Raw genomic sequence first — 24049 nt, forward strand, 5'->3', positions numbered from 1 at the left:
ATATGTATTTAAAAGTTAAAATTATATATTGATGGATATATACGTTTATAAAAAAATATTAGAAAATCCCCCTCATTGTATATAGAAATTACATAATAAAAATAGAAGTATATTACGATAAAAACTTACTTTTACATAACAGACTTAACCATTAGCTAATATCGTAAAGGAGGATTGAAAATGTTAAATGGTGTGTTAACGAAGGAGTATATAATACAGAATGGCCTTGAGTTTGAAGAGTGTTTAGAATATGGGGGACCTTATGGGCTAGGAATAGTAGAGTGTGCAGATGATGGTAAAGAAAAATTGTTTACTGGTTTAGCTTATGATGTTTATGAGAATGGAAATATAAAAAGAATCAGCAATATGAATAGAAGCACGGTTGAAGGCTACCATGTTGAATTTTTTCAAAACGGAATGAAGAAGCATGAGTCTGAATGTATTGCGGGACGTGAAATGACTTTTAAAAAGTATGATGAACAAGGGAATATTGTAGAACAAAAAAATGAAACCGAATTATTTTACAATCGCAATGTATCCGACTGTAGCATTTAACGAGGAAGAGATATTGAATCGTCTTCTAGATGTATTTGAGTCAAACGAAAAATCCGCTCCTACTCATTGGGGAAACTGTGAAACGATGCAGGTAGAATATAATCGCCAAGAAATCATAGAAAAAGTAATTTCGGAGCGTAGAGTATCTGAAGTTCACCTGTATCGTGATAAAACAGTGCACTATTAACTCTACATCAGTAGAGTTAATAAATTATTTAAATAAAAAACTGTTAATAAAAAACTAGAATTAATGACGGGTTATATTCACTTAAGAATATAACCCTATTTATTAGAACCAGTAGTATATAAGGAGATTATCCTACGGGTTATTTACAAATATTTGACGCTGTAAAAGAAAAAATATTGATTCTTATATCATTATTGATATTGTCCTCAATTTTCCTCATGTAGCACTTGAAAATCAGTAACAAGTGAAACGATTTTTCCTGCTTCATCGATTCCCCAATAGGAAGGATAAAATCCATCTCCATAACCTGAACGGAATATAATGATATTACTTCCTGTTTCCTTACAAACCACGCAATTTCCCCAATCTTCATCATGTTCTGTTAGTATGTCATCTATAAGATCATCATACAAACTAGTAAATTCTTCTCCTAGTTCCTGTTGTAACTCATCTTCTATTTCTTCTAACTTATCAATTGCTTCAACATCTGCAAAGCACCCTAAGCCTGTATCAACTGGGTAACCAAAAATATATCCGTCTTCCAGTTCACTGACATTTTGTCCTGGTTTTGTTGCCATCTTCCATCTTACCGCTTTTGACTCCGACAATTTCAATTCGGCACCAGCAATGATTCTATCTTCCTTATGCCACCAAGCAACAATTGGATATGTACCTGGCTGAATTGTTTGTTCGAAGTGATTTTTATTAAAAATAAGAGGATCACAAGCAACAATTTTACCTGAAGTAACTTTCAACTGTTCTAGTGCTTCGGAACGCAGGGCCTCACTATCCGGTTTAGATAATTCACGTAATAACTTTGACATAATGTTTCTCTCCCTTTCCTTTTAAAATATTTGTTGGTGCTGCCTCCCATATATTTTTACATGAGTTTCATTTGTGTTCTGTGGTATTTCTAGCGCCTTTGTATGTTCCTATAACTTCGATATTATCGTCATGAACTTCTAAAACCTCTGCGGCATATCATACCCGCGTTTTCTAATAGTTCCGCAACATATTCTTCATGCGTTTTACGTTTTCGGATATATTGCTCCCCCGTACAAGTGTAGATAGAATAAACCTTTATTCATTGAAAAATATAACAAATGAATTTGATTTTAAAGTTAGACCCAGTTTTGAGGATGTAAATAATAATCCACCCGTTGATTATATTATTTTAAGGGTAAAAATGCATTAATTAAAAATTCAATAAAAGAAGATCGAACTAGATAGTCTTTCTAGATTGATCTTCTTATTTTATATTCTCAAAGGATATTCCCCTTCACTGCAACTCATTGCAATATGTCTACTTCTGTGACACATTACACAATTGTACAGAGATAATGAAGTAATATGAAAAAAAATATAAAGATTGTAATTTAATCCTATATATTTTTTATAAATTCTAAAAGTAAATCCCTTATTTTTGGTATGATTGACAGAGACTATTTAATTTCTTATGAATATTCTTAAAAAGAGAGTGATGCTATATGAAATCAATAAATATAAATGGGAATATATATCATATTGAATCTGTTCCTTTTGAAGATAAGAGTGAGCAGGATGAAGAGGGATACTACGAATATTTTTACAAAGGAGTCAATTTATCGTTTCACTCGGACAAAGAAATAATTAAAGCCCGAATTTATGAAGAGGAAGAAATAATATATTTCTTAAAAAATCCATCTCTTGCATTTGGTAAAGATTTTGAAGCTATAAAAGTATATATAATTAAAGAATATGATGTAAATAAATTTAAAATTCCAGGTGAAAAAAAGCCTATATAGAATTATAGCTATAATTCTATATAGGCTTTACCATGACCAATTATAATAAAACAGGAAAACTCACAAAGTATTTATGCCTGTGGGTGATGAAAGGAATGTATTCGAAATTGAGTAAATCAAGTGAAATAAGTAGATTTGAAAATAGATTCTCAGAAAATGTGATTGAAATAGCAGCTGTCACAGGGGCATTAGGAATCGGCGCATCAAAAGGCGGTGACAACATTTTGTGGACTGCGTCAATTGATTTGATTGCGTGGAAAGACTTACATAACAATGAAACGATTACAAAAGAAGACATACGACTTGAATGGTTGGTTGATGATGCAATTAGTTATTTCGGATAAACGTGATGTGATTTGTTAGGAGGTGAAGTTAACATGGCCAGTACCGGATGAACCAGTTTCAGCAGAATATATAAACAATGTGGGAAAAGAGATAGGGTATATATTTCCAAGTGACTATGTAAAATGTGCTACAAATAATAATGGTTCAGCTGTATTACCTTATAAATTTGAAATAGATACGATAACAAAGGTATTTGGAACTTTACTTTCTTATGATGTAGATAGTAGTGAATATATCGTTAAAGTATATAACCAGTATATTTCTACTCTGCCAAATGAATTGGTACCATTCGCATTTAATCCAGCAGGAAATTTAATTTGCTTTGATTATAAAAATCATGAAGAAGATCCAATTGTCGTCTTTTGGGAACATGAGGGGGCATGGGAAAAGGAAACATTGATGGAAAGTGAAAGGATTACCGCTGAGGAAGCAGAGGAAAGAGCAAGAGAAAATGTATTCCATATTGCTAATAATTTTATGGAGTTTTTAAATAAGTTACATGATTAATAATATTATCCATATAAAATGGTTCGTATAAATGTAAGCAGCAATAAAAGGAGGGAGAATGATGGAATTAGAGGATCTAAAAAAAGATGTTTGGTATGGAGAAGTTTCTAATTATACAAGAGAAACTCTTAAGTCTAACTTAAGGGATAGTGCAACAGAGAAAGAATCCTTTATTTTAATTAATGAATTGTTAAAGCTTGGTGATTTCTCTGTAAAGAGGTTACTAATCGAACTTATGAATAGTACTCGAGATGAGCTTGTTTTGAATTTATGCACTAGACTATTTTGTTCAGCAGCTACTCACGATGATTTATTAGAAACGAATAATTTGAAATTCCTTTCAAGTGCTTCAGAGGATGGAGTTCATAATTTTGTAGTAAGTGCTGGTGAAACTCTTTCATATCATGTAGTACCATATCTTTTAGCATTACTAGAAGAGTGGGAAGATACCTTTGTTGAAAAAGCTATAAGAAATGAACTTTCATGGATGCTTGGAATTGAGGACGAGTATTATGAAGTATCGTTAGAAGAATTTAATGAAGCTTATTCTAAATTTATCGAAAATAACGATACGCAAGAATACTATTATCGTAATAGACTATCTTTTCCTGGAGATTTGGCAAAGGAGTTAGTTTCGGAAGTTATGAGTTCTTTAAGAGATAGAACTACTTATAATGTTGTTACTATACCTTCCGTTTTATCAATTTGGAGTGGAATCAAATGTCCAATTCAATACGATACGATAATAACAAATGAAAAAAATAGAGAGTTGATGTCATATATCGATGTTCTAACAAAGAAAGAATGGAAGATTGGTAAAAAGTATTTTTATGGACATGTAGTCGTATAAGAAAACGATATATGTGATGAATCATTCTATGACACTCTGTTAAGGAGTGATTTTTATTATAACGGAAAGCTTTAATAGATGTTTTATGGGAGAAAATAAAAAAACAACTAGTAGCTCAACTAAATGTAAAAAGTTATAAATACATCAAGAAGGTGAAAAAATGATACTACCAGAGGATTTTCGAGAGAAATGGGATGTTAATAAAGATGGCCCACTCATTACATTTCCTGAAAAAGAATTAATAAACAAAAACTTTTCAGCTGAAGTGAAACGATTTTTGGCTATAGGAGGCTTACCGGAAACACCGCCACCATATTTAGAATTTACTTCATCTCAGTCTTTCGTAAGGTCTATTATAAATGTATTTCAAATGCCAGAAGAGTTTCGAAAATATTGGTATTTAGGAACAACAGGTTCTGGAAATCCAATTTGTATAATTGAAAAGCAAGAAAATATAGTATTTCTAAATAATAGTGATGAGTATAAAGAAGTGTTTATGAATTCTTCTATACATCAATTTGCAGCATGTTTATTAGTATATTCAAAAATGATCGATAGGGCAGTAGAGATAAATGGTGAGGATGCCTTTATCGATAATAATATACCAGAGTGTACAATAAGTTGGTTGAAAGAAAAATTAGAAAAAATTGATGAAAAGTGTATGGAAAAGGGATCTTTTTGGTTAATTGAAATTGAGAACTTATATGAATAATTGAAAGTGAAAAAAATGTATGGTGCATTGAAGAGGAGTATGGTGATAGTGAAGAATCCTATGAGTACATATTTTAAATTAAGAAAAGAATATTTTGATAGAGGTTTGAATTTCTTATTTAAAACACCATATAATGAAAAAGTCAATTTCGTTATATATCATGGTGAAATAGAGGAAGAAGAAATTTCATGGGAACCGGTTGAGAAATATATTAAAACGGATTTAACAATAATTGAGGAACGGTTCGGGATTAAGTTTCATGATTCGGTTTATCACTATTTTAACTCATATTGGTTTGCTGATTTGGATGGGTTTATCGGTGACCATTATATTAGTTTAGAAGCTGTATTACCAAATATAGAATTGGAGAATTTTGAAGGTAAGTTAGAAGGATATGAAAAAGATCATCGTAAGCTAGATAAGATTCCTATAGGAGTAGAAGGAAATGGTTTACTAGTTGTTTTAAATAATGTAAGTGGCAAAGTCGAATTGGAGGATTTCGAACGAGGTTTGTTTATAGAGGTTTCGAATAGTTTAAATGAGTTGATTTCTAGTTTGAGATTACAAAAATAGTAAAGTGAAGAATGTTTATATGAATTATAGACCGGCTAGAGGGGCGTGGGAAAGTGGAATATAGTGGAATGGCTTCAGTTTGGTTTGGAATTTCTAAATCACTCCAAAATCTTGAGGAGTATGTCGATATAGATTACACGATAGATGGTGATTCAGTTCATTCAAATTTTGGGACGAGCTTTGAATTCGGTTATTATGATGAAGATAATATTGAATTTTGTTTTTATGAGAATAATAAAAGGGACGTTGAACATATTTTAAGTGATTTTTCTTACAGTGAACGAATTACTCCTAAAATAAAAAAGCTAATAAATGGAGATAGTTTAGCGAAAGATATTAACTTTGCTATTGTTCTTTATGATTTTAAATATAATGAAGCGAAAAGAGAAGATATGTTTGATGGTTTAGAGGTTACATTTATTGATTCTATGCCATATAGGTAGTTTGCAGGGAGATGCAAATTCATTTCATAAACACATGGAATAACCTTATAAAAGGGGGATACAAATGCATGCTTTGCCAAATTGCTTAGAAGAAGTTTTGGAAGAAGACATATATAAACGGGAAGATAAAGATCAGGTGAATAAAGTAATAAATAGGTTAGGTGTAGAAGTGGCTAATACATTTAGAGAGTTTTATTATCGATTTGCAGGACCTTTTTGGGAAGAGTACGTTCCTTATGAATTACTTGATATTATAGATGAAGAGAATAATATAGAATATTACACAATGATTGCGCGAAAGGAACATGGATTTCCTAATAAATATTTAGTTTTAACGGAAATGACAGCAAATGCTGCATTGGTCCTTGATAGTGTAACTGATAAAGTTTACTCAGTAAATTTTGAAGGTGGAGATGCATTACTTTTAAATGGAGAATTAAAGGAGAGTTGGCCAACGTTTTATATGTTTTTGAAAGAATATTTCAAATGTTAAGTGTTGATGGGAGTTAACAATAAACAGGGACACCTTAGTAATAAGTGCGAGAGGAATGAAGGATAAATGAGAGTGAACGATTCAGTTTTTGGAGAGATTGAATATAATTATGCTTGGGGTAAGCGTATGCCTATAACTTTTATAGGCAATGTCACTGAGATTGATTTGATGATAGATGGTGAAGAAGATGAGATGTTTGATGAAGGGCAGTATGTAGCGTATCAATCATTAATAAAAAATTGGGAAGAGGTACAAATAAGTTTACTACAGTCTATATTAGACTATTACAAACAAAGGCGATGTGAATTAGGATATGATATTGGAGTGCAAGAAAATTATCCATTAGTTGAAACAACTGATCAAATACTAGAGATGATCGGTTTAGAGGGTATTGTTGTTCCGTATGCAGATATTACGGAAGGACGAGAGGTTGGAATTACATTTAATTGTACGTGGGATATAGAAAATGGTGTAGGAGTTCGATTATTAAATGAAAAGGTAATGGAAGTAGGTTATCAGGATATTATTTTTTAATATAAGTTAAAAGTAAATGAGGGGATATATAACCTGAATGAAAAAGGGATCAATCTTTATCAGATTGACACCCTAATACGAATCTTTTTTAACACCTTACATATTTACGCTTAAAACCAAGTCTTCCTCTATCAATTTCTTTCTGAATACTCTCTGAAGCATGTAGCAAACTGCTTTTTTTATTATCACGTTTCACTTCAACTATACCAACTTCTTTTGCAGTTTCGACTGCTTTTTCATGTAGTGGTACATATGAAATTGCCACGGTGTTTAGGAAATTATTCATAGCAGATTTTGTTCGTTCTGGAGAATGATGAATTGTATCTTTCACCATTTCAAGCATATCGGAAATTTTACTTTCGGAAAATTCATTGTCTTTGCGATTTCCTAAAAGCCAACAGTAGCAACTCCAGCCGGCAGACATTTTAAGCTCGTCCCCACTTGCAATCCATTTATCAGCAACATCTTGCGCAATATTTGACTCCGATAAAGTTACTGCCACTACATAATCAGATAGCATATAAAAATATGCCCCGTCTATCCAGCGATCAAAATCAGACTCACTCATAGCTTTTGGATCGGCAATAATACCTGCAAAGTACATAGCATCGTAGTTACCTGTGGCATAAAGTTCTTCAGCTAACTCTTGATTTAATTTTATTTTTTTAGCGATTGGTTTCATAGCACCTGTAGCTACTCCGAAAACCGGTTCGTGCGCACCGTTAGATATGTATATTTTTTTCGTTCGTTCCTTACCTAGAGCTTCAAGTTCTTGCATAACTGTTTTAAGATCCATAGTTGTGCAACTTCCTTTCTTCATGTGAAAGCCTTTTTAAGTCTTTCATATTTCTTATTTTAATACTAATTGTATTTAAGAGGTATGTCTACTTTCTAAAGGTATCGAAACTTGGTTTGAATTTTAGATGAAATAAAGAGCTAATTAAAAGGGTGGTATAATATAGAAAAAGTGAATGATGAACATCAAATAGGGGGTATTCAATTGGAAATAAAATTGAATCGATTATATAGAGAGATAGCGGAAACGGTTCATGCCATGATTCCAGAAGAATGGGAGAAATTTTATTTTTATGCACAAATATCAGAAGCTGGAGGGGGAACTTACTTTTTCTATAACAACTTCAGAAATAAACAAAATTATAAGTATAGTGTAGAAATTCCTTTTAAATACGAAGTTAATGAAGAGGAGTTTGAAAGGAAAGAAGATTCTTTATATAAATTGAGTAAGGAATTAAGAGATGTTTTTAAAGATAATCAGCAAGAGCTTTGGTACTCTTTTACAATGTCTCTGGAACATAGTGGGGAATTTAACATGCATTTCGATTATACCAATTGGCTCGAAACAGAATATAGTTTTAGTGATCAAATGATTATTTGGAAACATAAATACTTAGGTGAAGTACCAATTAATGAAAATGATAAAGCGTTAATTAATAAGTATGATAATGAATTTCCGAATAACCCCATTTAACTAAATGGAAAGAAGAAATGTTTTTTATAAAAATTATGTGTTTTAAAGTAGTCGGTAAGTTATAAAATTGGTTCTGCAAGATAAAAAATAAAGGAGAACTACAATGGAAGTACATGGAATGGTTTCAATATGGTTAGGTAATATGAAAACGCAAGATCAGTTAGATGCATATATCGATGTTACATATGATGAAGAAGGAGATGCTATACCAGCGAGTTTTTTTGTTGATTTTAATATTGATATGATTGATGTAGATGAGGATTTTATTGAAAAGGAAGTGTTAGAAGAAGCGAGTGATGACATTTCTATGTTATTAACGGGATGTTCATATGATGATAAAATATTATCTCGAATTAACGAAGTAGTTAAATTAAAGAAATCCTACAATTCTATCATATTAATTTATAATTTTCAGTATGACAATTCGGTTAGTAATTTTGAAGCTTTTGATTTTGTGACTGCTACAAGCTATCTATAATGGTAAGAAGGTCACTGTAAGGAAGAATGAAAAGTATGTATAGTTTTTCCAATGAATATTTGGTATGATGGTTAATGGGAAAAATATACAAGTTGTTAGTGGTTCATAAAAGGGGGATTGAATTGAAAAGAACACCTGAATTCGTATTAGGTTTAATTGGTGGCATTTTGGGAATTATTATTTCCATAATATTAATAGTTGTAGCGTTTAATATTATGGAAGGTGTTGATTACGAACTTTTAGCTTATTACTCTATTATTTTAACGGTTCAAATAGGGTTGTTCATTTTATCGTGTTTAGTAAACAAGGTTAATAATAAAGTTTATGGAGTTTGTATGATTGTGATTCCTATAGTTATGTTGTTTATGTCATTATTCTTTTTACTTATTCCGACAATTTTACAAATTATATCTGGTTCATTTGCATTTAGGACATTAAAGTTAGAATCGAATGTAAGCTAAATATAATTATTAACGTCTGAATATTCGGTTTTTTAAACATTTTCGTTTGCAGTTCCAATTAACATAAAGTACAAAGTTGTACGCTTTAGGAGGAGAAATAGATGATTATTTGGTCTGGTTGGGGTTTTTTAGTCGCAATTATTGTAATTATTAATACTCTTTTGGGTAAGGCTATCTTTGGATCTATAACGGGGGACGCTACATATTTTCAAGACCATAGTTGGCCAATGGCGGTAATGTTTATTATATCAGGGGTTATGTCTTGGTATTTAGGTAAATATATTAATAAGCCAGATGGGAAAGTTTATATAGATGCCGAAACTGGTGAAAAAGTTATGTTTAACAAAAAGCACTCATTATTTTTTATAAAAATGGAATATTGGGGACCGATTCTAGGAGTTATTGCGATTGTAACTTTAATTACAAGATAAAAAAAGAGGATGGGTATAGCAAGAGTAATCTATTCAAGTAGAAGGAGAAATCAGTCATGAATGCAAAGAAACTACTAGGGGTAGCAGTTCCGGTCATGTTGTTATTTGGTTGTGGAGTTTCTGAGAAAACGAACACTTCTAAACAGGAGAAAACGGAAGAGTCTAAAGTAAAAGAATCGAAGTCTAATAGTAAGAAAGAAAAAGTTTCAAAGGAAGACTATCCTAATAAAGTGTATAAATTAGGAGTAGAGTTTGATAAGTTGTTTGCGGAGCATAACAATATTACAAGAGAGGTTTTTGACGGTAAGAAAAAGAAATCAGATATAGTAGATAGTGTGAAAGAATTAAATAAAGTGTTAGATAAATTTGAGTCAATAGATCCCCCTACAGAGTATGTAAACCAACAAAAAGATTTTGAAAAAGCAATTAGTTATTTTAGAGAGTCTTTTTCTTTAATAAATGAAGTATTCACCAGAAAAGAAAAAAGAGAAAAAGGTGATAAGACTGATAAAGAGTTAATAGAGAAATCTGAAAAGCTAGTGAAAGAAGGAGATATTTACTGGCTTAAGGCATTCAAAGATCTTGAAGGGGATATTAAAATCGGTGACGGTACAGTATCAATGAAAGATTTGAAAGAGTTAGATAAGAAAGCTGGAATTAATACAGATAACGTTATGAAGAATGTGAAGGATGGTACGGAATTAATCGGTAATTGGGGATTCCAAGGAACAGACGGTTTCAATATGTCACTCATTTTAAAAGGTGATAAGACATTTGAAACGTATGGTAAAGGTGAGTATCCAAATAAAAAGAATTATATTGAAGGAACTTGGGAATATGATAAGGAAGCTTTTACAATCTATTTACATCTCAATAAACGTTTAGTAGACGGTGTAGAAGATACAATTCAAAAAAAGAAAATAGCATATAAAGTTCAAGATTATGATGGGGAAAACTTGCAATTATTTAATGAGACGTCATTTAATACAATTAAGTATGTGAAGCAAAGTTAAAGTTATGTAGGACTAGGTTTAAATGGCCTGGTCCTTCATTAAAGTGCGAGTATGTAAATAATATGTTATCTTTCGTTCTGTTTACTTAGTATCATGTTATTCTTTAATAGAGTAATAAATGGAGTTTTGCATTAAATATATGAGGTTGGCTACAAATGATAAAAAAATTTACTAGATTAGTATTAATAGTGGTTATCCCAATCAGTCTTATTACAGGTTGTGGGGCTGCTGAAAAAACTGAAGCACAAAAGCCGAAAGCGGTACAAACGGAGAAAAAGGACTATATGGATTACTCATATGGTAGCAAAGGTATATTAGTAAGTGGCAAAGCGAAAGAACGGCAACAATACGAGATTGGATATATGGATGATAATAAGTTAATTGGGATTGACGAAAATATTGAAGACTGCATTATTTTAGATAATAAAGATGAAGCAGGTCTCATTTGGAAACAAATAGAGCGAGGATCTATTATTGAAGTGCAATACGGTAAGGATCGCAATGATATCGTAGGCGTGCAATTCGTAGGAGATCGTGAGTCATATGAAATTAGTGATAAGTTTGATCGGAATACGATAAATGAGATTGTTGAAAACGTTAAAGGGAATTTGTAATAGATGTATTTCGATAGTATAGGATCTCTTATTATGAAATTGTATGCCAGTTATTTGTCTAAGTTTAAATTGATTATTTTGACGGTATTTGTAATTAGTTGTAAAATAATGTTTGTTGACGAAATTTGTAAAAAGTATGTTAGATGAAATTCATCTGTAGGGATGACATATAAATATTTTCTTAATGAGTATAAAATGAAATAATTAAAATATGTAAATAAAAAGAAAATATAATAGAAGTACATAGTAGATTCATATTTTTAAAAATTAATGTGACAATAAAGGGAGGTTGAGATACATACACGGTGGGAGTGTGTATGTATTTATTATAATAATGAATAAGACAATCAAACAACAAGTAATCGCACTATCAACAAGTCTAGTGATTTTAGGGAGCGTACCTTTATCAGCATCAGCAGAAGAGATAAACAAATCTCAAACTGATCAACTTAATATTGCCCAGGGAGAACATGGAACGAGCGGATTAAATTATTCTAATTTCAAGTTGGAAGTTCCTGATCATGTACAAATTAACGAAGCAGAAGTATCTGAAAATGAAAAAATGCTTTTAGAAGAATATAAGCATAAACATGATGAAACAGAAGAATTAAATAAAATGCAAGATGCTAAGAAGGGACAAGTAGCAGAAAAGGAAGCTATTTCAAACATTGAAAAGGCATTTGAATCTGTAGATGGTCGAAATGATGGGTCTGATCGTCAAATGAAACCTGTTGCAAAGCCAAGAGGTATTCAATATAGTGCACAGAGTACGAAGAAATATGGAACACTTGCAGGAGTTCCATTTGTGGAGTGGATTGTTCCAGCAGGAAATCCTGATATTCGTCCTGCAAATCCGATGAAAGCATGTTACATTACAATTCATGAGACCGCAAATACAGCCGCTGGTGCTAATGCTGAAAATCACGCGAAATATTTATACAAGCAAGCAACGGAAGGCACTTTCCGAACAGCTTCATGGCATTTTACTGTAGACGATAAACAAATTTATCAACACTTACCAACAAACGAAAATGGTTGGCATGCAGGAGATGGAGATGGATCAGGAAACAGGGAGTCTATCGGTATCGAGATCGCGGTTAACCAAGATGGTGATTACAATAAAGCTTTAGAAAATGCAAAACGACTTGCAGGTTATTTAATGAACAAAGAAGGAATTGGTGCAGATCATATTTACAAGCATCAACAATGGAGCGGGAAAAAATGTCCTGACATTTTAATTTCACGTGGTAATTGGGCTGGTTTCGTACAAGGAATTCAGTGGTATGCAAATATAAATGCGCAGATTGATACGCCTTTACAAGATAAAAATGACTCATTTAATCCAAATGAAAATAATCCAGCTGAACCTAGCATGGAACTAGTGGTAAATGGTAGTGGTATCAATGTACGTAGTGATGCGGGTATTGAACATCGTGTTGTACGTAAAGCTTCAAACGGAGATCGTTACAAAGTATTAGCGGTTAAAAATGGTTGGTATAAAGTAGGTAATGGAGAATGGATTTTCTATGACCCAAGTTGGATTAAAATTAACTACAATGTACCAAAGGAAGAAGTACAAAAGCCAAAGGAAGAAGTACAAAAACCAAAAGATGATATTACAGGTGGCTGGTTTGAAGGGCATATTCGTAAATTAAACAGTCTAGGTATTATGCAAGGCGAAGGTAATGGTGTATTTGCGCCATATCGAAATGTAACGAGAGCGGAGTTTGCGAAATTAATCTCGAATGCTCTTAAACTACCAGAGGGAAATAAGTCATTTGTAGATATTAATGAGGCACATCCATCACTTCATGACGGTATTAAACGTTGTGCAAGTGTAGGAATTATTAATGGTCGTGGTGAAGGGATTTTTGATCCTAACTCACCAATTACTCGTGAAGAAGTATCTATTATGATTGACAAAGCATTACGATATAAAGGAATTACAGGTGAGTTAGTAGCATTACCATTTACAGATAAGCATTTAATAACATACAAAGAATCGGTTCAACGATTATACAGTCTAAAGGTAGTTAATGGTATTGGAAATAATGAGTTTGATCCCCGAGGTACAGCAACTCGTGGTCAGGCAGCTGCCTTTATTGTGAAGATGTTAGATTCAATGCAAAAATAAAAGGAAACTTTAATCAGTGAGGGCCACTCGCATTGCAATCGAGCAGTTTATTCACCGAATTTTGAAATGAGAGTTGTACTGTCCGCAAATAGCAGAATAAATGGTATGTAGAAGCTGACATTGGTAGAAGTAAAAAATAAGAAGAATTTGAAAGGAGCTATCCAAAATAATAATTTGGAATAGCTCCTATTTAGTAGGAAGAACAAATTGTATTTCATAGATTGTAATGTAGAATGCCCTTCCAAGCCCCTTATAAGCCCCTACCAAGTAATAAATCACTAAGAAAAAACAAAAACAAAAACAAAAACAAGAACAAAACAAGCGCGAAAAAATGAAACCGGCGTTGTAGTAGTAAAAAAATTGTAATTCGAATGCCAAAACCATTCCCGTATGCCTATCTTTATAATGAAGGATTAAAATTTTCCTATTTACTAGCAAAGAGTGGAGGGAAACATATGGCGGTATACCGTAATGTGCAGGTGAACTTTTGGCAAGATGAATTCATATTAGATTTAACGCCAGAGGAACGTTATTTTTACATATATTTGTTAACTGGTACGAAAACAAAGCAATGTGGTATTTACATATTACCGAAGCGTGTGGCAGAGCTTGAAACAGGTTATAGTATGGAGACTGTTGAGAAGTTGCTAAACAGGTTTGTTGAGTATGGAAAGATTTTATATGATACGGAAACGAAAGAGGTATTCATAATAAATTGGTTACACTATAACCCTATTTCAAATACGAATGTGGAGAAGTGCGTATTACGTGAGTTAAAGACTATAAAAAGTAATGAGTTCATACATATATTTTTACGTAAATGCCTTGAAGAAGAATACAAGATTCCATTATTATTGCAGCATTTTGGTATGCCAAAAGAAGAGGATAATAGTAGTTCACAAGTAGTTATTGAAGAGAAAGAAGAAGCGGAAGAGATAGAGGTGGAAACTATAGAAAAGGACGTTCCAAATAGTGAAGTTTATAAGTTTTATGAACAAAATATTAGTAGTTTATCCCCATATATTGTGAAGGAATTGAAGAATTGGATACAAAGACTTTCTGGAGAGAAAGTGTTAGAGGTACTTAAAATTGCGTTTGAAAATAATAAGAAAACGTTAGCTTATGTGAGGGGGATTTTGAGGAATTGGTGTAGTGAAAAATTAAAGGATTTTAGTGGGGAGAAGTGCGTAATGGGAAGTTTAGAGAGAAGGAAATGTATTTTGAGTAGTGTATTTTAATTTACATTAACTTAACATAGAATGTATGTTCGTTTTTGTGAGGTTTATGCTATACTACCATTAAATAAGGGTATTTTTATAATAGATAAAAAGATGCGGGGGGTACAAAGTTTGACTACTAGTACATCTGAGTTGTTTCAATATATTAATATGACAGAAGAACAGAAACAATTATCACAACGATATTTACAGACAAAAGAAGAAGAGATTTTAAAAGATATTCAACTAACGACAATTCGTGATCAAAAAAGAAGCGATTTTGCGGAGCGATTTATAAACGATTTTAGGAAAGTGCATAAACAAGATCCGGATTTTTTTCGATTATTTTACCATATACTCGAGGAGCAATTATTAAATGTTCTTGTAGTCCGTTTTGCGCATGTCAGTTTTTCTAAAATGAAGATTTATTTAGAAAAAAGTGCACTTCCTTTGGACAAACTTGTAGCAATCGCATGCAAATATTTATCCAGTATTTCAAGTTATGTGAATGAAGCAGATGTTTTTCTTAGAGAGTTAACAAGAGAGAATCCGAACTATATAGAGGGACAATTACATACTTTACCAACTAACCAGCAAGTAACATTACTTCTTGTAATGTTTGATGTAGATTATGAAAAGTTTCGTACATATAGTTCTTTATTGAATGAGAGGTTAGAAGAACATACAGAATTTATATTGAAACTGCTAGGGGAAGAGGAAAAGGTTGAAGCAGTTAAACGGTATTTAAAAGGTAAAGATGATAGTGAAGTATTTATAGGTGGGAATTTACCGGAACATATTTGGCGGCTATTATTTTGTGTTCATAAATATTCGAATGTTGCGAGGCGATATATTGAAATATTGGCGAAGAAAAATGTTTGGGGTTTTATAAACTATGCAACACGTTATATGTGTCACACTCTCGGTCAGTCTCAAAACTACAAAAAAACTGGTAGTGTAAATAGAGAAACATATGAAGAAATTCAAAGTTTTTGTACACAGTTTTGGATTTCTAAGGAACGATTTTTTGCGCATCGTCTAAGGCAACATGATTTGAATAGTGAGGATTTTTGTAAGACGTATGAATATGAATTGCTATGCTTTATGTTGGAGGAAGATCCTGAATTTATTCAATGTACTTTGCAATATGTAAGTAAAATGAATTATCTCATCATCGCACGCACGTTAGCTGAAAAAGGATATGAGCTAAATATAGGGAAAATGCGAGAAGAATTTTTTGTTGCTGCTTTGCAAATAAAATTGTCTACAGTGCGGGATACATATCGTGATTATTTACTAGGGAAATTGTCACTTGAGGATATGGAGCAAATACTTAAAAATCCGAAATATAGAAGTATGTATTGGGGTATGCCGGTGTTAGAGGTTGCGCTTCTTTGGGATATAGATGATGTAGCGAAGAGGGAAGCTGTACTTACACTACAGTTTGGAGATGAAGATAGTGTTAATTTATACGAACTTCTTTACGAATGTTCTATCAGGGGAGTAGAACCGAAACAAGTATTAGAAGATCTGCTTTCGTATGGATTAAGTAAGGAAAAGCTTATCGCTTATGCAGTTGAAGAAGCTGCATGCTACAGTGAAGAGCGAAATAAGGCGAAGGAAGCGCTTGTTTGTGTAATTGTAAAAGAACAAGCGTACATCATTGAACGATTTGATGAGTATTCTGCTGTGGCCAAAGCATATATTTTAGAAGAGTTAGCAAAGGATAACATGATTAAAATGCGTCCAATTTTAATTAAAAGCTTAGGAGATTCATCTAAAAAAATGCGTGAGTCTGTAGTTAAACAGCTTTCAAAAGATGTAGAAGCTGCAGCAGATGTAGCAGTTGAACTTCATAATAAAAAGAAAATTGTTCGTGAAAATGTGATGAAAATACTTATAGAGTATAAGCTTGAAAAATATACGAAACTTGTACAGGAAGCTTTGCAAGAAAGTAAAAATGAATCTTTCGCAGGAAAATTCTCGTTTTTATTTCAAACGGAGGAAGAAAAGATAGAAGAACTATGTGCACGTATTTTAACTGAACAAACAAGAAATTCACTTCTGCAATTGATTGGGGATGAGCCACAAATCCGTTTACGTGACTCTGATGAAATTGCTGATGCTGCAATTCCGTTAGCCTATTTACAACAGTATATTTCAGATGCTGTTATTGAGAAGAAAGAAACAGCAGAAGTAATTGGTAGAGCTTTAAATGAAGAGGACTTAAAAGAATATGTGCAAACAATATATCAAATATGGATTTCTCAAGACGCAGATGTGAAGAAACGTGGAATTCTTTCGCTATACGGAATGTATAGTGACGACAAAATGGTCGACATACTTATAAAGCAAATTGATGAATGGGTGCTTCAAATGAGAGGAAAGATAGCAGCGGATGCCGTTCGTGCTTTAGGTTTGTCTTCATCTAAGCTTGCACTTATGTCTATTCATGCAATAGCATTTAAATATAAACATAAGCAAGTACGTAATGCAGCAAAAGAAGCGCTAAGTCTTGCTGCGAAAACACGTGGTATAACAGAGGAAGAGCTGGAAGATCAATTGGTGCCGGACCTTGGCTTTACTATACATGGTGAAAAAATAATTGATTTCGGGAATCGAAGTTTTACTGCCATTTTAACTACAGAGTCAAAAATTGAATTAGAGACAGAAGAAGGAAAACGTATGAAGTCACTTCCAAAGCCGAATGCAAAAGATGATGTAGAAAAGGCTGAAGAGGCTAAAAAAGAATTAGCCTCTTTAAAGAAGGAACTCCGAAATACTCTTTCCATGCAAAAACAACGATTGGAAACGGCACTTTCATTAAAGCGTTATTGGTCACATAATGCATGGAAGTCTGTATTTATGGATAATCCAATTATGAAGCAATTTTCTATTTCACTCATTTGGGGTGAGTATAAGGAAGGGAAGTTGCTGAAGGCATTCCGTTATGCAGAAGGTGGCGTGTTCTGTACAATTGACGGGAAGAGTTATGAACTTTCATCTAGCACTGTTATTGGTTTCGTTCATCCGTTAGAATTGTCTGGGGCGGAGAAGGAATTATGGAAAGAGCAATTAGAAAGTGCGGGAATTGTTCAGCCGTTCCTACAAATTGAGCGTCCAGTGTTTGTAGTAGAAGAGAATGATGAGAGTGCTATTGAGAGATTTGGCGGTATTTTACTAAATGGTCGTTCGTTATTCGGTAAGATGACGAAGCTTGGATGGATCCGTGGGTCTGTTCAAGATGGCGGTGTGTATTATACATTTTACAAAGAAGATACTCGTACCGGATTAGGCGTGCAATTGTCATTTAGCGGAGCGCCGATTGGTTATGAAGATGAAGAAGATGTATGTGTATTTGACATTCAATTTTATAAAGCAGGTACAGTGAATCGTGGTTCATATGAATACGATGAGATTGATGATGAAAGACGCATTGTACCAAAAGAAGTAGATAAACGCTTCTTTAGTGAAATGTTATATGATGTGCAAGTAGCGACAGATTCAAATCTTGGGCATAATGAAAGTTGGCGTAGCGAACGATAAGAAAAACCCCCTTCATTGGTAGGAAAATGAAGGGGGTTTTTCAATGTTTCAAAAGGTTCTTTCATAATAGAAGCGAATTAGGGGGAAGAGGATTTTTATCCTTTTAGAAGGGATTGGTATCATGATCAAATAGATGATTTATCATACGACTACACTGAATACAGCGGGAATAGAAGGGAAAATGTTAACGTTACAGCCACGGTAATGATAGAAAAGACTTTTACTATATGTAAGAGTCTCTTTTTTTGTAAACGCGACAAAATTTGACAAAAAAATTTGCAGGAACTTGTTATAATTTCTGTTGGAATATTTTGTTTAACGAGAAATGGGTGTATAGCGTAAAAGATTTCGATGTCATACAAATACATTTTTTGTTTTACATTCAAGGATTTCATAAGAGAAGAATTACAAAAATGAATGACATGGAGAAGTCATAGGGGGAGAGGAGATTTAGCATGAGTATTAAAGTAATAAGAGCAACAGGGGTAATGGGAGGAGCAGCAAGAGTTGCTGTAAAGGTAGATAACGAAGTAGTAATGAAACTTGAGAATAACGAAGAATATACGCTTCCTTTTGAATTAGATGAAGCGAATATTAAAGTAAAACAATTCTTTTTTGGAAGTAAAGAAAAGAAAGTAAAGGATGGCGATGTAGTAGAAATTAAGATAAATAGTATTGCTATGCTATTACTGATGGTGTCAATGATGGCTGTTTTATTTGGTTCGTCAATTGGTATAAATATTGTTGTTTTTGGTATGATAGGAGCTTTAGTTACATTAGTATACGGATTGAATAACTGGTTTCGTTTAGAGGTTAAATAATTATTGTATATATATTTATTTCAGTTGATTTACTATACATGGGATGAAAATATTTTTAAGTGGGAAATGGGGAGAATCAGTATGAAGAAAATGGTTGTAATATCTAGTTTGGCGCTAATAGTAGGTTTAACAACTGGTTGTAGCAGTGAAAAAACAAGTGGACCTAAAACAGTATCTGTAAAAAAAGAAAAAGAGTTAGTAGCGAAAGATATTTTTAAAAAGCAGCTGACGGATTAAAACAAGAGGAATATCTTACATTGACATCTCTTATGTCAATGAAGGGGAGCGGCCAATCAGAAGAAATTAAAATGAAAATACAAATGGAGCCGAAACTGAAGAATTCTAGAGCTGAAATGAAAATAAGTGGTACAGATATTGTAACGTATGAAGTAGATGGAAAGGTCGCTGCTCAAGTGAAAAACCCTGATACAGGAGAGTTAGTCACGATACCTAATGATCAATTTAATGTAAATGATGTAATGGTCAGTAAAAATTTACTTAATGAGTTAGATTTACCGGAAGCTTTGGCTAAGAAAATGAAAGCAAAGAAAGATGGAGACACATATAAACTTACACTTGAATTAAAGGGAAAAGAAGCGGTAGATACGTTACAAAAAATTAATGGAGATATGAAAAAATTAACGGAAGGATTTAATATGGATGCGTTTAACATTGAATATATAATAACAAAAGATTATAAATTTGAAGAGATGCGAACAACTATAAAAGTGAGTGAAAGTAACTCAGATAAAAAAGCTAGTACAGATAAGGAAAAATTGGATGCAGTTGTGAGTATAAAGATTGATTCATATGAAAAGTTTGATTCAATTAAGTTACCAGAAGGGATTCAATAATTTCAATCGTAAAAGGATAAAAAGGAGCGGAAATCTGCTCCTTTTTTATTTTTCCTACTATTTTTAGAAGATTTATATGAATATAGTTGAACGGCACTTCATTTTTTTCTGGAATAAATGTGAAACGTTGTATAAAATAATCAAGAAAGGCAAAAATTATAGGGGGAAAGTTGTGAAGAAAAATAAGAGTTTAATAAGTTTTTTAGGAGTGTTTATTATGTTGTTTTCTTTTTGTTTTCAAGGAAATGTACAGGCAGATGTAAATACTGTTCAATCTGGAAAAATCAAATCAGGAAACGTAACAGTATGGGAAGTTGGAAATGTAGCGAAAGTATTAGCGGATGTGGAGCGCTTAAATTTAAATACAGTAAATGTACCGATTCAAGTAGATATCCCAAATGTGACTTCTACTAATATGGTAATTAATCAAGCGCAAAAGCAACAAGCTATTATTTTAATTCAAGAATTATTAAAGCGTAATATTCAAGTTATAGTGGAACCGTTCCCATATATTCAGCAGGGGAATGTTGGAGAGACAGAATGGAACCCAAGTAACATTAATGATTTCTTCTGGAATTGGAAGACGGTTATTCTGCAAGATATTTTTAATTCCATTACAAGTAAATACAATGTGTATGGACTAAAGATTGCTTCTAATTTCGTGAATATGGAGTATGCAGAAGGATACTGGAGCGATACAATTGATTTTGTTCGTAATCAGTATAAAGGAAATGTTTTGTATCAAATGAACTGGTGGTTAACAGCAAGCTGGGATCCTTCTTATGAAGCGAAGTTTATAGAGAAAATAAACCGTCCGTATTTAAAGAAGGTAGATATTGTTAGTATCGATAGTTGGTTTGAAGTTTCTGGAAAAAGAAATCCGTCATATGAAGAAGTGAAGCAAAGTTTATTTGCGACGACAGTATATAACCGTGGACAAAATGTTGTTCAGCAATTGGAACAATTACATAATGCAACAGGAAAGCCCGTTTATTTTGGTGGATTTAACGTTCCAGCGCGTGAACTTGGACTGCAAAATCCGTGGAATCCAGATGTTTCTAATGTGTTTTCGAAAGATGTACAATTAAATGGATGGCGTGCTTACCGCGATGTATTAGAACCGAAACCATATTTTAAAGGTTTTTCAATTTGGTTTATTGGCTCTAATGATAGTACACATCCGTATCAAATACATAGTAAAGAAGCGGAGGCAGTTATTAACGGCTGGTACCGAAAATAATTTTTACAAAATAGGTAAGTTTTGAAGTTTACTACATATATTTCTAGTGAAAGGCCTTTCACCATCTTATCACCTAGGGGGCAATCATAATGAAATTTTTGTCTTACCTTACAGTAATTTTGGTGATTCTCGGCGGTTTGAATTGGTTGTTTGTAGCGTTAGATTACAATGTAGTTGAGAAATGGTTTGGTTCTATGCCGGCGCTTGTGGACACTATTTATTGGCTCATTGGTCTTTCTGCTATTTATCAAATTTTTGATCGGTTCTTCACGGATAATTAGCAATTATACTTTATTACTAGAGTGTTAAGTACGATTATGTACTTAACACTTTTTTGTATGTTTATAAAAATAGTTTGCACATGCAAGCGATTCCATTGCGTCTTGCGCCGTAATAATAGAAAACAAATTGACCACGTATTATATTTCGGGTTATAATTCAGAAAGTTTAAAAATTAATAAAAATGAGAAATAGGGAGGTTATGAGGGTAATGGAGAGAGTCTATAATTTTTCAGCAGGACCATCAATACTCCCTTTGCCAGTTTTAGAGAAAGTGCAAAAGGAGCTTGTAAATTATAACGGGACAGGCATGTCTATTATGGAAATGAGTCATCGATCTTCTTATTTTCAAAGTATTATAGAGGAAGCGAGTAACTTACTTCGTGAATTAATGAGCATCCCTGATGAGTATGATGTTTTATATTTACAAGGCGGTGCGTCATTACAATTTTCTATGATACCACTGAACTTAATGAATACGTATAAAAAAGCTGGATACGTACTAACTGGCTCATGGTCTAAAAAGGCACTGCAAGAAGCCGAAAAAGTTGGGGAAGTACAAGTGATTGCTTCTTCCGAGCAAGAGAAGTTTACTACGATTCCTAAACTGGACGGTTTACTAAGCGATGAAAAACTAGATTATGTACATATTACAACGAATAATACAATTGAGGGGACAAAATATGTGGATATTCCACATATAGAAAGAGTGCCGCTCGTTGCGGATATGTCTTCAAATATTTTGTCAGAACAATATGATGTTTCGAAGTTTGGTCTTATATACGCGGGAGCACAAAAAAATTTAGGACCAGCGGGCTTAACGATTGCTATTATAAAAAGAGATTTAATTGGGGGAGCAGATCGCTCTTGTCCGACAATGTTAAATTATGAAACTTACAGTAAAAATAACTCCTTATATAATACACCGCCATCCTTTAGTATTTACGTAACAAAACTTGTACTAGAGTGGTTGAAAGAGCAAGGCGGAGTATCTGCGATTGAAGAACAAAATAGAATGAAATCTTCACTTATTTATCATTTTTTAGATGAATCTAAATTGTTTACTTCACCAGTTGATCCTGCGCATCGATCACTTATGAACATTCCATTTACAACACCGTCAGAAGAACTTAACAATGAGTTTTTACAAAAAGCGAAGGAACGCGGCCTTGTTACGTTAAAAGGACATCGCTCAGTTGGCGGTATGCGTGCCAGTATTTACAATGCGATGCCAGCACACGGCGTAAAACGATTAGTAGATTATATGAAGGAATTTGAGCTTGAGAATAGATAGGGAGATGGGGATATGTTTCGTGTTCAAACGTTAAATCAAATTGCAGAAAAAGGCTTGCAAGTTTTTACTGAAGAACGTTATGAAGTAGGAGATAGAATTAATCATCCAGATGGAATTTTGCTTCGTAGCTACTCTTTACATCAAGAAGAGTTTTCAAAAGACTTAAAGGCGATTGCAAGAGCTGGCGCTGGTGTAAATAATATTCCTGTCGAGCGATGTACAGAAAAAGGAATTGTAGTATTTAACACGCCGGGGGCAAATGCAAACGCTGTAAAGGAACTCATTATTGCCAGTCTTATTATGTCTTCACGTAACATTATTAATGGTGTAAGTTGGACGAAAAACTTAGAGGGTGAAGAAGTACCACAGCTTGTTGAATCAGGAAAAAAACAATTCGTTGGATCAGAAATTGCAGGGAAACGTCTAGGTGTTATCGGACTTGGCGCAATCGGTGCTTTAGTTGCGAACGATGCGTTAGCGTTAGGGATGGATGTTATCGGATATGATCCTTATATTTCAGTTGAAACAGCTTGGCGTCTTTCTACACATGTGCAAAGAGCATTTAGCCTTGATGAAATTTTTGCAACGTGTGATTATATTACACTGCATATTCCTCTTACGAATCAAACGAAGGGGATTATTGGGGAACACGCTGTAGAGAAGATGAAAAGAGGGATGCGCTTATTTAATTTCTCTAGAGGAGAACTTGTAGATGAAAAGGTTCTTCAAACAGCATTAGAAGAAGATATTATTACACATTACGTAACGGATTTCCCGAATGAAAATGTAATAAAGATGAAAAATGTAACAGCGACGCCTCACCTTGGCGCATCAACGTCTGAATCGGAAGAAAATTGTGCAGTAATGGCGGCGCGTCAATTACGTGAATATTTAGAGACAGGAAATATTCGTAATTCAGTAAACTATCCAAACGTAGAATTGCCGTATATCGGAAAGAAACGAATTACAATTATGCATCAAAACGTCCCGAATATGGTAGGGCAAATTACAGGATGCTTAGCGGAACATCATATTAATATTGCCGATATGATTAATCGTAGTAAACATTCTTGGGCATACACAATGATTGATATCGATAACGGAATTGATGATATAATAAAAGAGAATATTGTGGAAAATATAAGCAAAATTACAGGTGTTGTAGCCGTTCGAATGATTGTGTAAAGGAGAGAGG

Annotated in this window: 25 protein-coding genes and 3 pseudogenes; 26 read left to right on the plus strand and 2 right to left on the minus strand. The window is 33.2% G+C overall.

The features are described from left to right. Positions 1 to 180 precede the first annotated feature (180 nt). Together ACTFR8_RS16605 and ACTFR8_RS16610 are read left to right on the plus strand one after the other, a co-directional pair. Positions 181 to 555, plus strand: a complete 375-nt coding sequence (locus ACTFR8_RS16605; RefSeq protein ID WP_044584650.1) for a hypothetical protein — start codon at positions 181 to 183, stop codon at positions 553 to 555. Further along, positions 506 to 739: pseudogene (locus ACTFR8_RS16610) on the plus strand (hypothetical protein); the annotation flags it as partial. The gene ACTFR8_RS16605 and the pseudogene ACTFR8_RS16610, both read left to right, overlap by 50 nt. Before the next feature lie 209 nt (positions 740 to 948). On the opposite strand, the gene ACTFR8_RS16615 reads toward ACTFR8_RS16610, so the two are convergent. Next, the gene (locus tag ACTFR8_RS16615; protein ID WP_044584649.1) at positions 949 to 1566 is read right to left on the minus strand and encodes a DUF4241 domain-containing protein; all 618 of its coding nucleotides are present in this window, start codon (positions 1564 to 1566) and stop codon (positions 949 to 951) included. Positions 1567 to 2229: 663 nt separating this feature from the next. On the opposite strand from ACTFR8_RS16615, the gene ACTFR8_RS16620 reads away from it, so the two are divergent. From ACTFR8_RS16620 to ACTFR8_RS16660, 9 genes and pseudogenes are all read left to right on the plus strand, one after another. Continuing rightward, on the plus strand, positions 2230 to 2526 hold the full coding sequence (locus ACTFR8_RS16620) for a hypothetical protein (RefSeq protein ID WP_002178507.1): 297 nt from the start codon (positions 2230 to 2232) through the stop codon (positions 2524 to 2526). 86 nt (positions 2527 to 2612) lie between these two features. Next, positions 2613 to 2852, plus strand: a pseudogene (locus tag ACTFR8_RS16625) (DUF7021 domain-containing protein); the annotation flags it as partial. Between the two features lie 40 nt (positions 2853 to 2892). Beyond that, on the plus strand, positions 2893 to 3378 hold the full coding sequence (locus ACTFR8_RS16630; RefSeq protein WP_044584647.1) for an SMI1/KNR4 family protein: 486 nt from the start codon (positions 2893 to 2895) through the stop codon (positions 3376 to 3378). 61 nt (positions 3379 to 3439) lie between these two features. Continuing rightward, the gene (gene imm47, locus ACTFR8_RS16635; protein ID WP_044584646.1) at positions 3440 to 4228 is read left to right on the plus strand and encodes an Imm47 family immunity protein; all 789 of its coding nucleotides are present in this window, start codon (positions 3440 to 3442) and stop codon (positions 4226 to 4228) included. A 160-nt stretch (positions 4229 to 4388) separates the two neighbouring features. Continuing rightward, a complete protein-coding gene (locus ACTFR8_RS16640; protein WP_044584645.1) occupies positions 4389 to 4940 on the plus strand; it encodes an SUKH-4 family immunity protein in 552 nt (183 codons plus the stop codon). A 60-nt stretch (positions 4941 to 5000) separates the two neighbouring features. After that, on the plus strand, positions 5001 to 5513 hold the full coding sequence (locus ACTFR8_RS16645) for a SecY-interacting protein Syd (RefSeq protein WP_180740655.1): 513 nt from the start codon (positions 5001 to 5003) through the stop codon (positions 5511 to 5513). A gap of 53 nt (positions 5514 to 5566) precedes the next feature. Next, positions 5567 to 5956: an immunity 22 family protein gene (locus tag ACTFR8_RS16650; RefSeq protein ID WP_044584643.1), complete on the plus strand. Its 390-nt coding sequence runs from the start codon at positions 5567 to 5569 to the stop codon at positions 5954 to 5956. Between the two features lie 64 nt (positions 5957 to 6020). Then, the gene (locus tag ACTFR8_RS16655) at positions 6021 to 6449 is read left to right on the plus strand and encodes an SMI1/KNR4 family protein (protein ID WP_044584642.1); all 429 of its coding nucleotides are present in this window, start codon (positions 6021 to 6023) and stop codon (positions 6447 to 6449) included. Between the two features lie 66 nt (positions 6450 to 6515). Further along, on the plus strand, positions 6516 to 6983 hold the full coding sequence (locus ACTFR8_RS16660) for a DUF6985 domain-containing protein (RefSeq protein ID WP_044584641.1): 468 nt from the start codon (positions 6516 to 6518) through the stop codon (positions 6981 to 6983). Positions 6984 to 7071: 88 nt separating this feature from the next. On the opposite strand, the gene ACTFR8_RS16665 is transcribed toward ACTFR8_RS16660, so the two are convergent. Further along, the gene (locus tag ACTFR8_RS16665) at positions 7072 to 7779 is read right to left on the minus strand and encodes a DNA alkylation repair protein (protein ID WP_044584640.1); all 708 of its coding nucleotides are present in this window, start codon (positions 7777 to 7779) and stop codon (positions 7072 to 7074) included. A 204-nt stretch (positions 7780 to 7983) separates the two neighbouring features. Between ACTFR8_RS16665 and ACTFR8_RS16670 the strand changes: the two genes are divergently transcribed. The 15 genes and pseudogenes from ACTFR8_RS16670 to ACTFR8_RS16740 all read left to right on the plus strand — a co-directional run bounded on the left by ACTFR8_RS16670 (position 7984) and on the right by ACTFR8_RS16740 (position 24039). Then, on the plus strand, positions 7984 to 8472 hold the full coding sequence (locus ACTFR8_RS16670) for an antitoxin YezG family protein (RefSeq protein WP_000403543.1): 489 nt from the start codon (positions 7984 to 7986) through the stop codon (positions 8470 to 8472). 103 nt (positions 8473 to 8575) lie between these two features. Next, positions 8576 to 8950, plus strand: coding sequence for an immunity 22 family protein (locus ACTFR8_RS16675; protein ID WP_000451798.1), 375 nt, complete (start codon positions 8576 to 8578; stop codon positions 8948 to 8950). A 122-nt stretch (positions 8951 to 9072) separates the two neighbouring features. Continuing rightward, positions 9073 to 9411, plus strand: coding sequence for a DUF4064 domain-containing protein (locus tag ACTFR8_RS16680; RefSeq protein ID WP_000831724.1), 339 nt, complete (start codon positions 9073 to 9075; stop codon positions 9409 to 9411). Positions 9412 to 9512: 101 nt separating this feature from the next. Beyond that, positions 9513 to 9842: a hypothetical protein gene (locus tag ACTFR8_RS16685; RefSeq protein ID WP_000587853.1), complete on the plus strand. Its 330-nt coding sequence runs from the start codon at positions 9513 to 9515 to the stop codon at positions 9840 to 9842. A 56-nt stretch (positions 9843 to 9898) separates the two neighbouring features. Beyond that, positions 9899 to 10855: a DUF3994 domain-containing protein gene (locus ACTFR8_RS16690; RefSeq protein WP_000992211.1), complete on the plus strand. Its 957-nt coding sequence runs from the start codon at positions 9899 to 9901 to the stop codon at positions 10853 to 10855. 155 nt (positions 10856 to 11010) lie between these two features. After that, complete coding sequence (locus ACTFR8_RS16695) at positions 11011 to 11469, plus strand: hypothetical protein (RefSeq protein ID WP_000591634.1); 459 nt, start codon at positions 11011 to 11013, stop codon at positions 11467 to 11469. Between the two features lie 334 nt (positions 11470 to 11803). Continuing rightward, a complete protein-coding gene (locus ACTFR8_RS16700; protein WP_252210025.1) occupies positions 11804 to 13603 on the plus strand; it encodes an S-layer homology domain-containing protein in 1800 nt (599 codons plus the stop codon). Between the two features lie 455 nt (positions 13604 to 14058). After that, the gene (locus tag ACTFR8_RS16705) at positions 14059 to 14841 is read left to right on the plus strand and encodes a DnaD domain-containing protein (protein ID WP_000312090.1); all 783 of its coding nucleotides are present in this window, start codon (positions 14059 to 14061) and stop codon (positions 14839 to 14841) included. 111 nt (positions 14842 to 14952) lie between these two features. Next, the gene (locus ACTFR8_RS16710; RefSeq protein WP_252209613.1) at positions 14953 to 18366 is read left to right on the plus strand and encodes a DUF4132 domain-containing protein; all 3414 of its coding nucleotides are present in this window, start codon (positions 14953 to 14955) and stop codon (positions 18364 to 18366) included. A gap of 455 nt (positions 18367 to 18821) precedes the next feature. After that, on the plus strand, positions 18822 to 19187 hold the full coding sequence (locus ACTFR8_RS16715; protein WP_000025025.1) for a hypothetical protein: 366 nt from the start codon (positions 18822 to 18824) through the stop codon (positions 19185 to 19187). An 81-nt stretch (positions 19188 to 19268) separates the two neighbouring features. Continuing rightward, a pseudogene (locus tag ACTFR8_RS16720) lies at positions 19269 to 20041 on the plus strand (hypothetical protein). A 172-nt stretch (positions 20042 to 20213) separates the two neighbouring features. Further along, positions 20214 to 21281, plus strand: coding sequence for a glycoside hydrolase family 113 (locus tag ACTFR8_RS16725; protein ID WP_000739764.1), 1068 nt, complete (start codon positions 20214 to 20216; stop codon positions 21279 to 21281). 89 nt (positions 21282 to 21370) lie between these two features. Continuing rightward, complete coding sequence (locus tag ACTFR8_RS16730) at positions 21371 to 21562, plus strand: DUF378 domain-containing protein (protein ID WP_000670803.1); 192 nt, start codon at positions 21371 to 21373, stop codon at positions 21560 to 21562. Positions 21563 to 21771: 209 nt separating this feature from the next. After that, the gene (gene serC / locus ACTFR8_RS16735; protein ID WP_050821992.1) at positions 21772 to 22854 is read left to right on the plus strand and encodes a 3-phosphoserine/phosphohydroxythreonine transaminase; all 1083 of its coding nucleotides are present in this window, start codon (positions 21772 to 21774) and stop codon (positions 22852 to 22854) included. Between the two features lie 12 nt (positions 22855 to 22866). Continuing rightward, positions 22867 to 24039 (plus strand): 3-phosphoglycerate dehydrogenase family protein, encoded by a 1173-nt coding sequence (locus ACTFR8_RS16740; protein ID WP_000490230.1) that lies wholly within the window; start codon positions 22867 to 22869, stop codon positions 24037 to 24039. Positions 24040 to 24049: the final 10 nt, after the last annotated feature.

Source organism: Bacillus cereus group sp. MYBK15-3 (assembly GCF_051916765.1).
Classification (GTDB): domain Bacteria; phylum Bacillota; class Bacilli; order Bacillales; family Bacillaceae_G; genus Bacillus_A; species Bacillus_A cereus.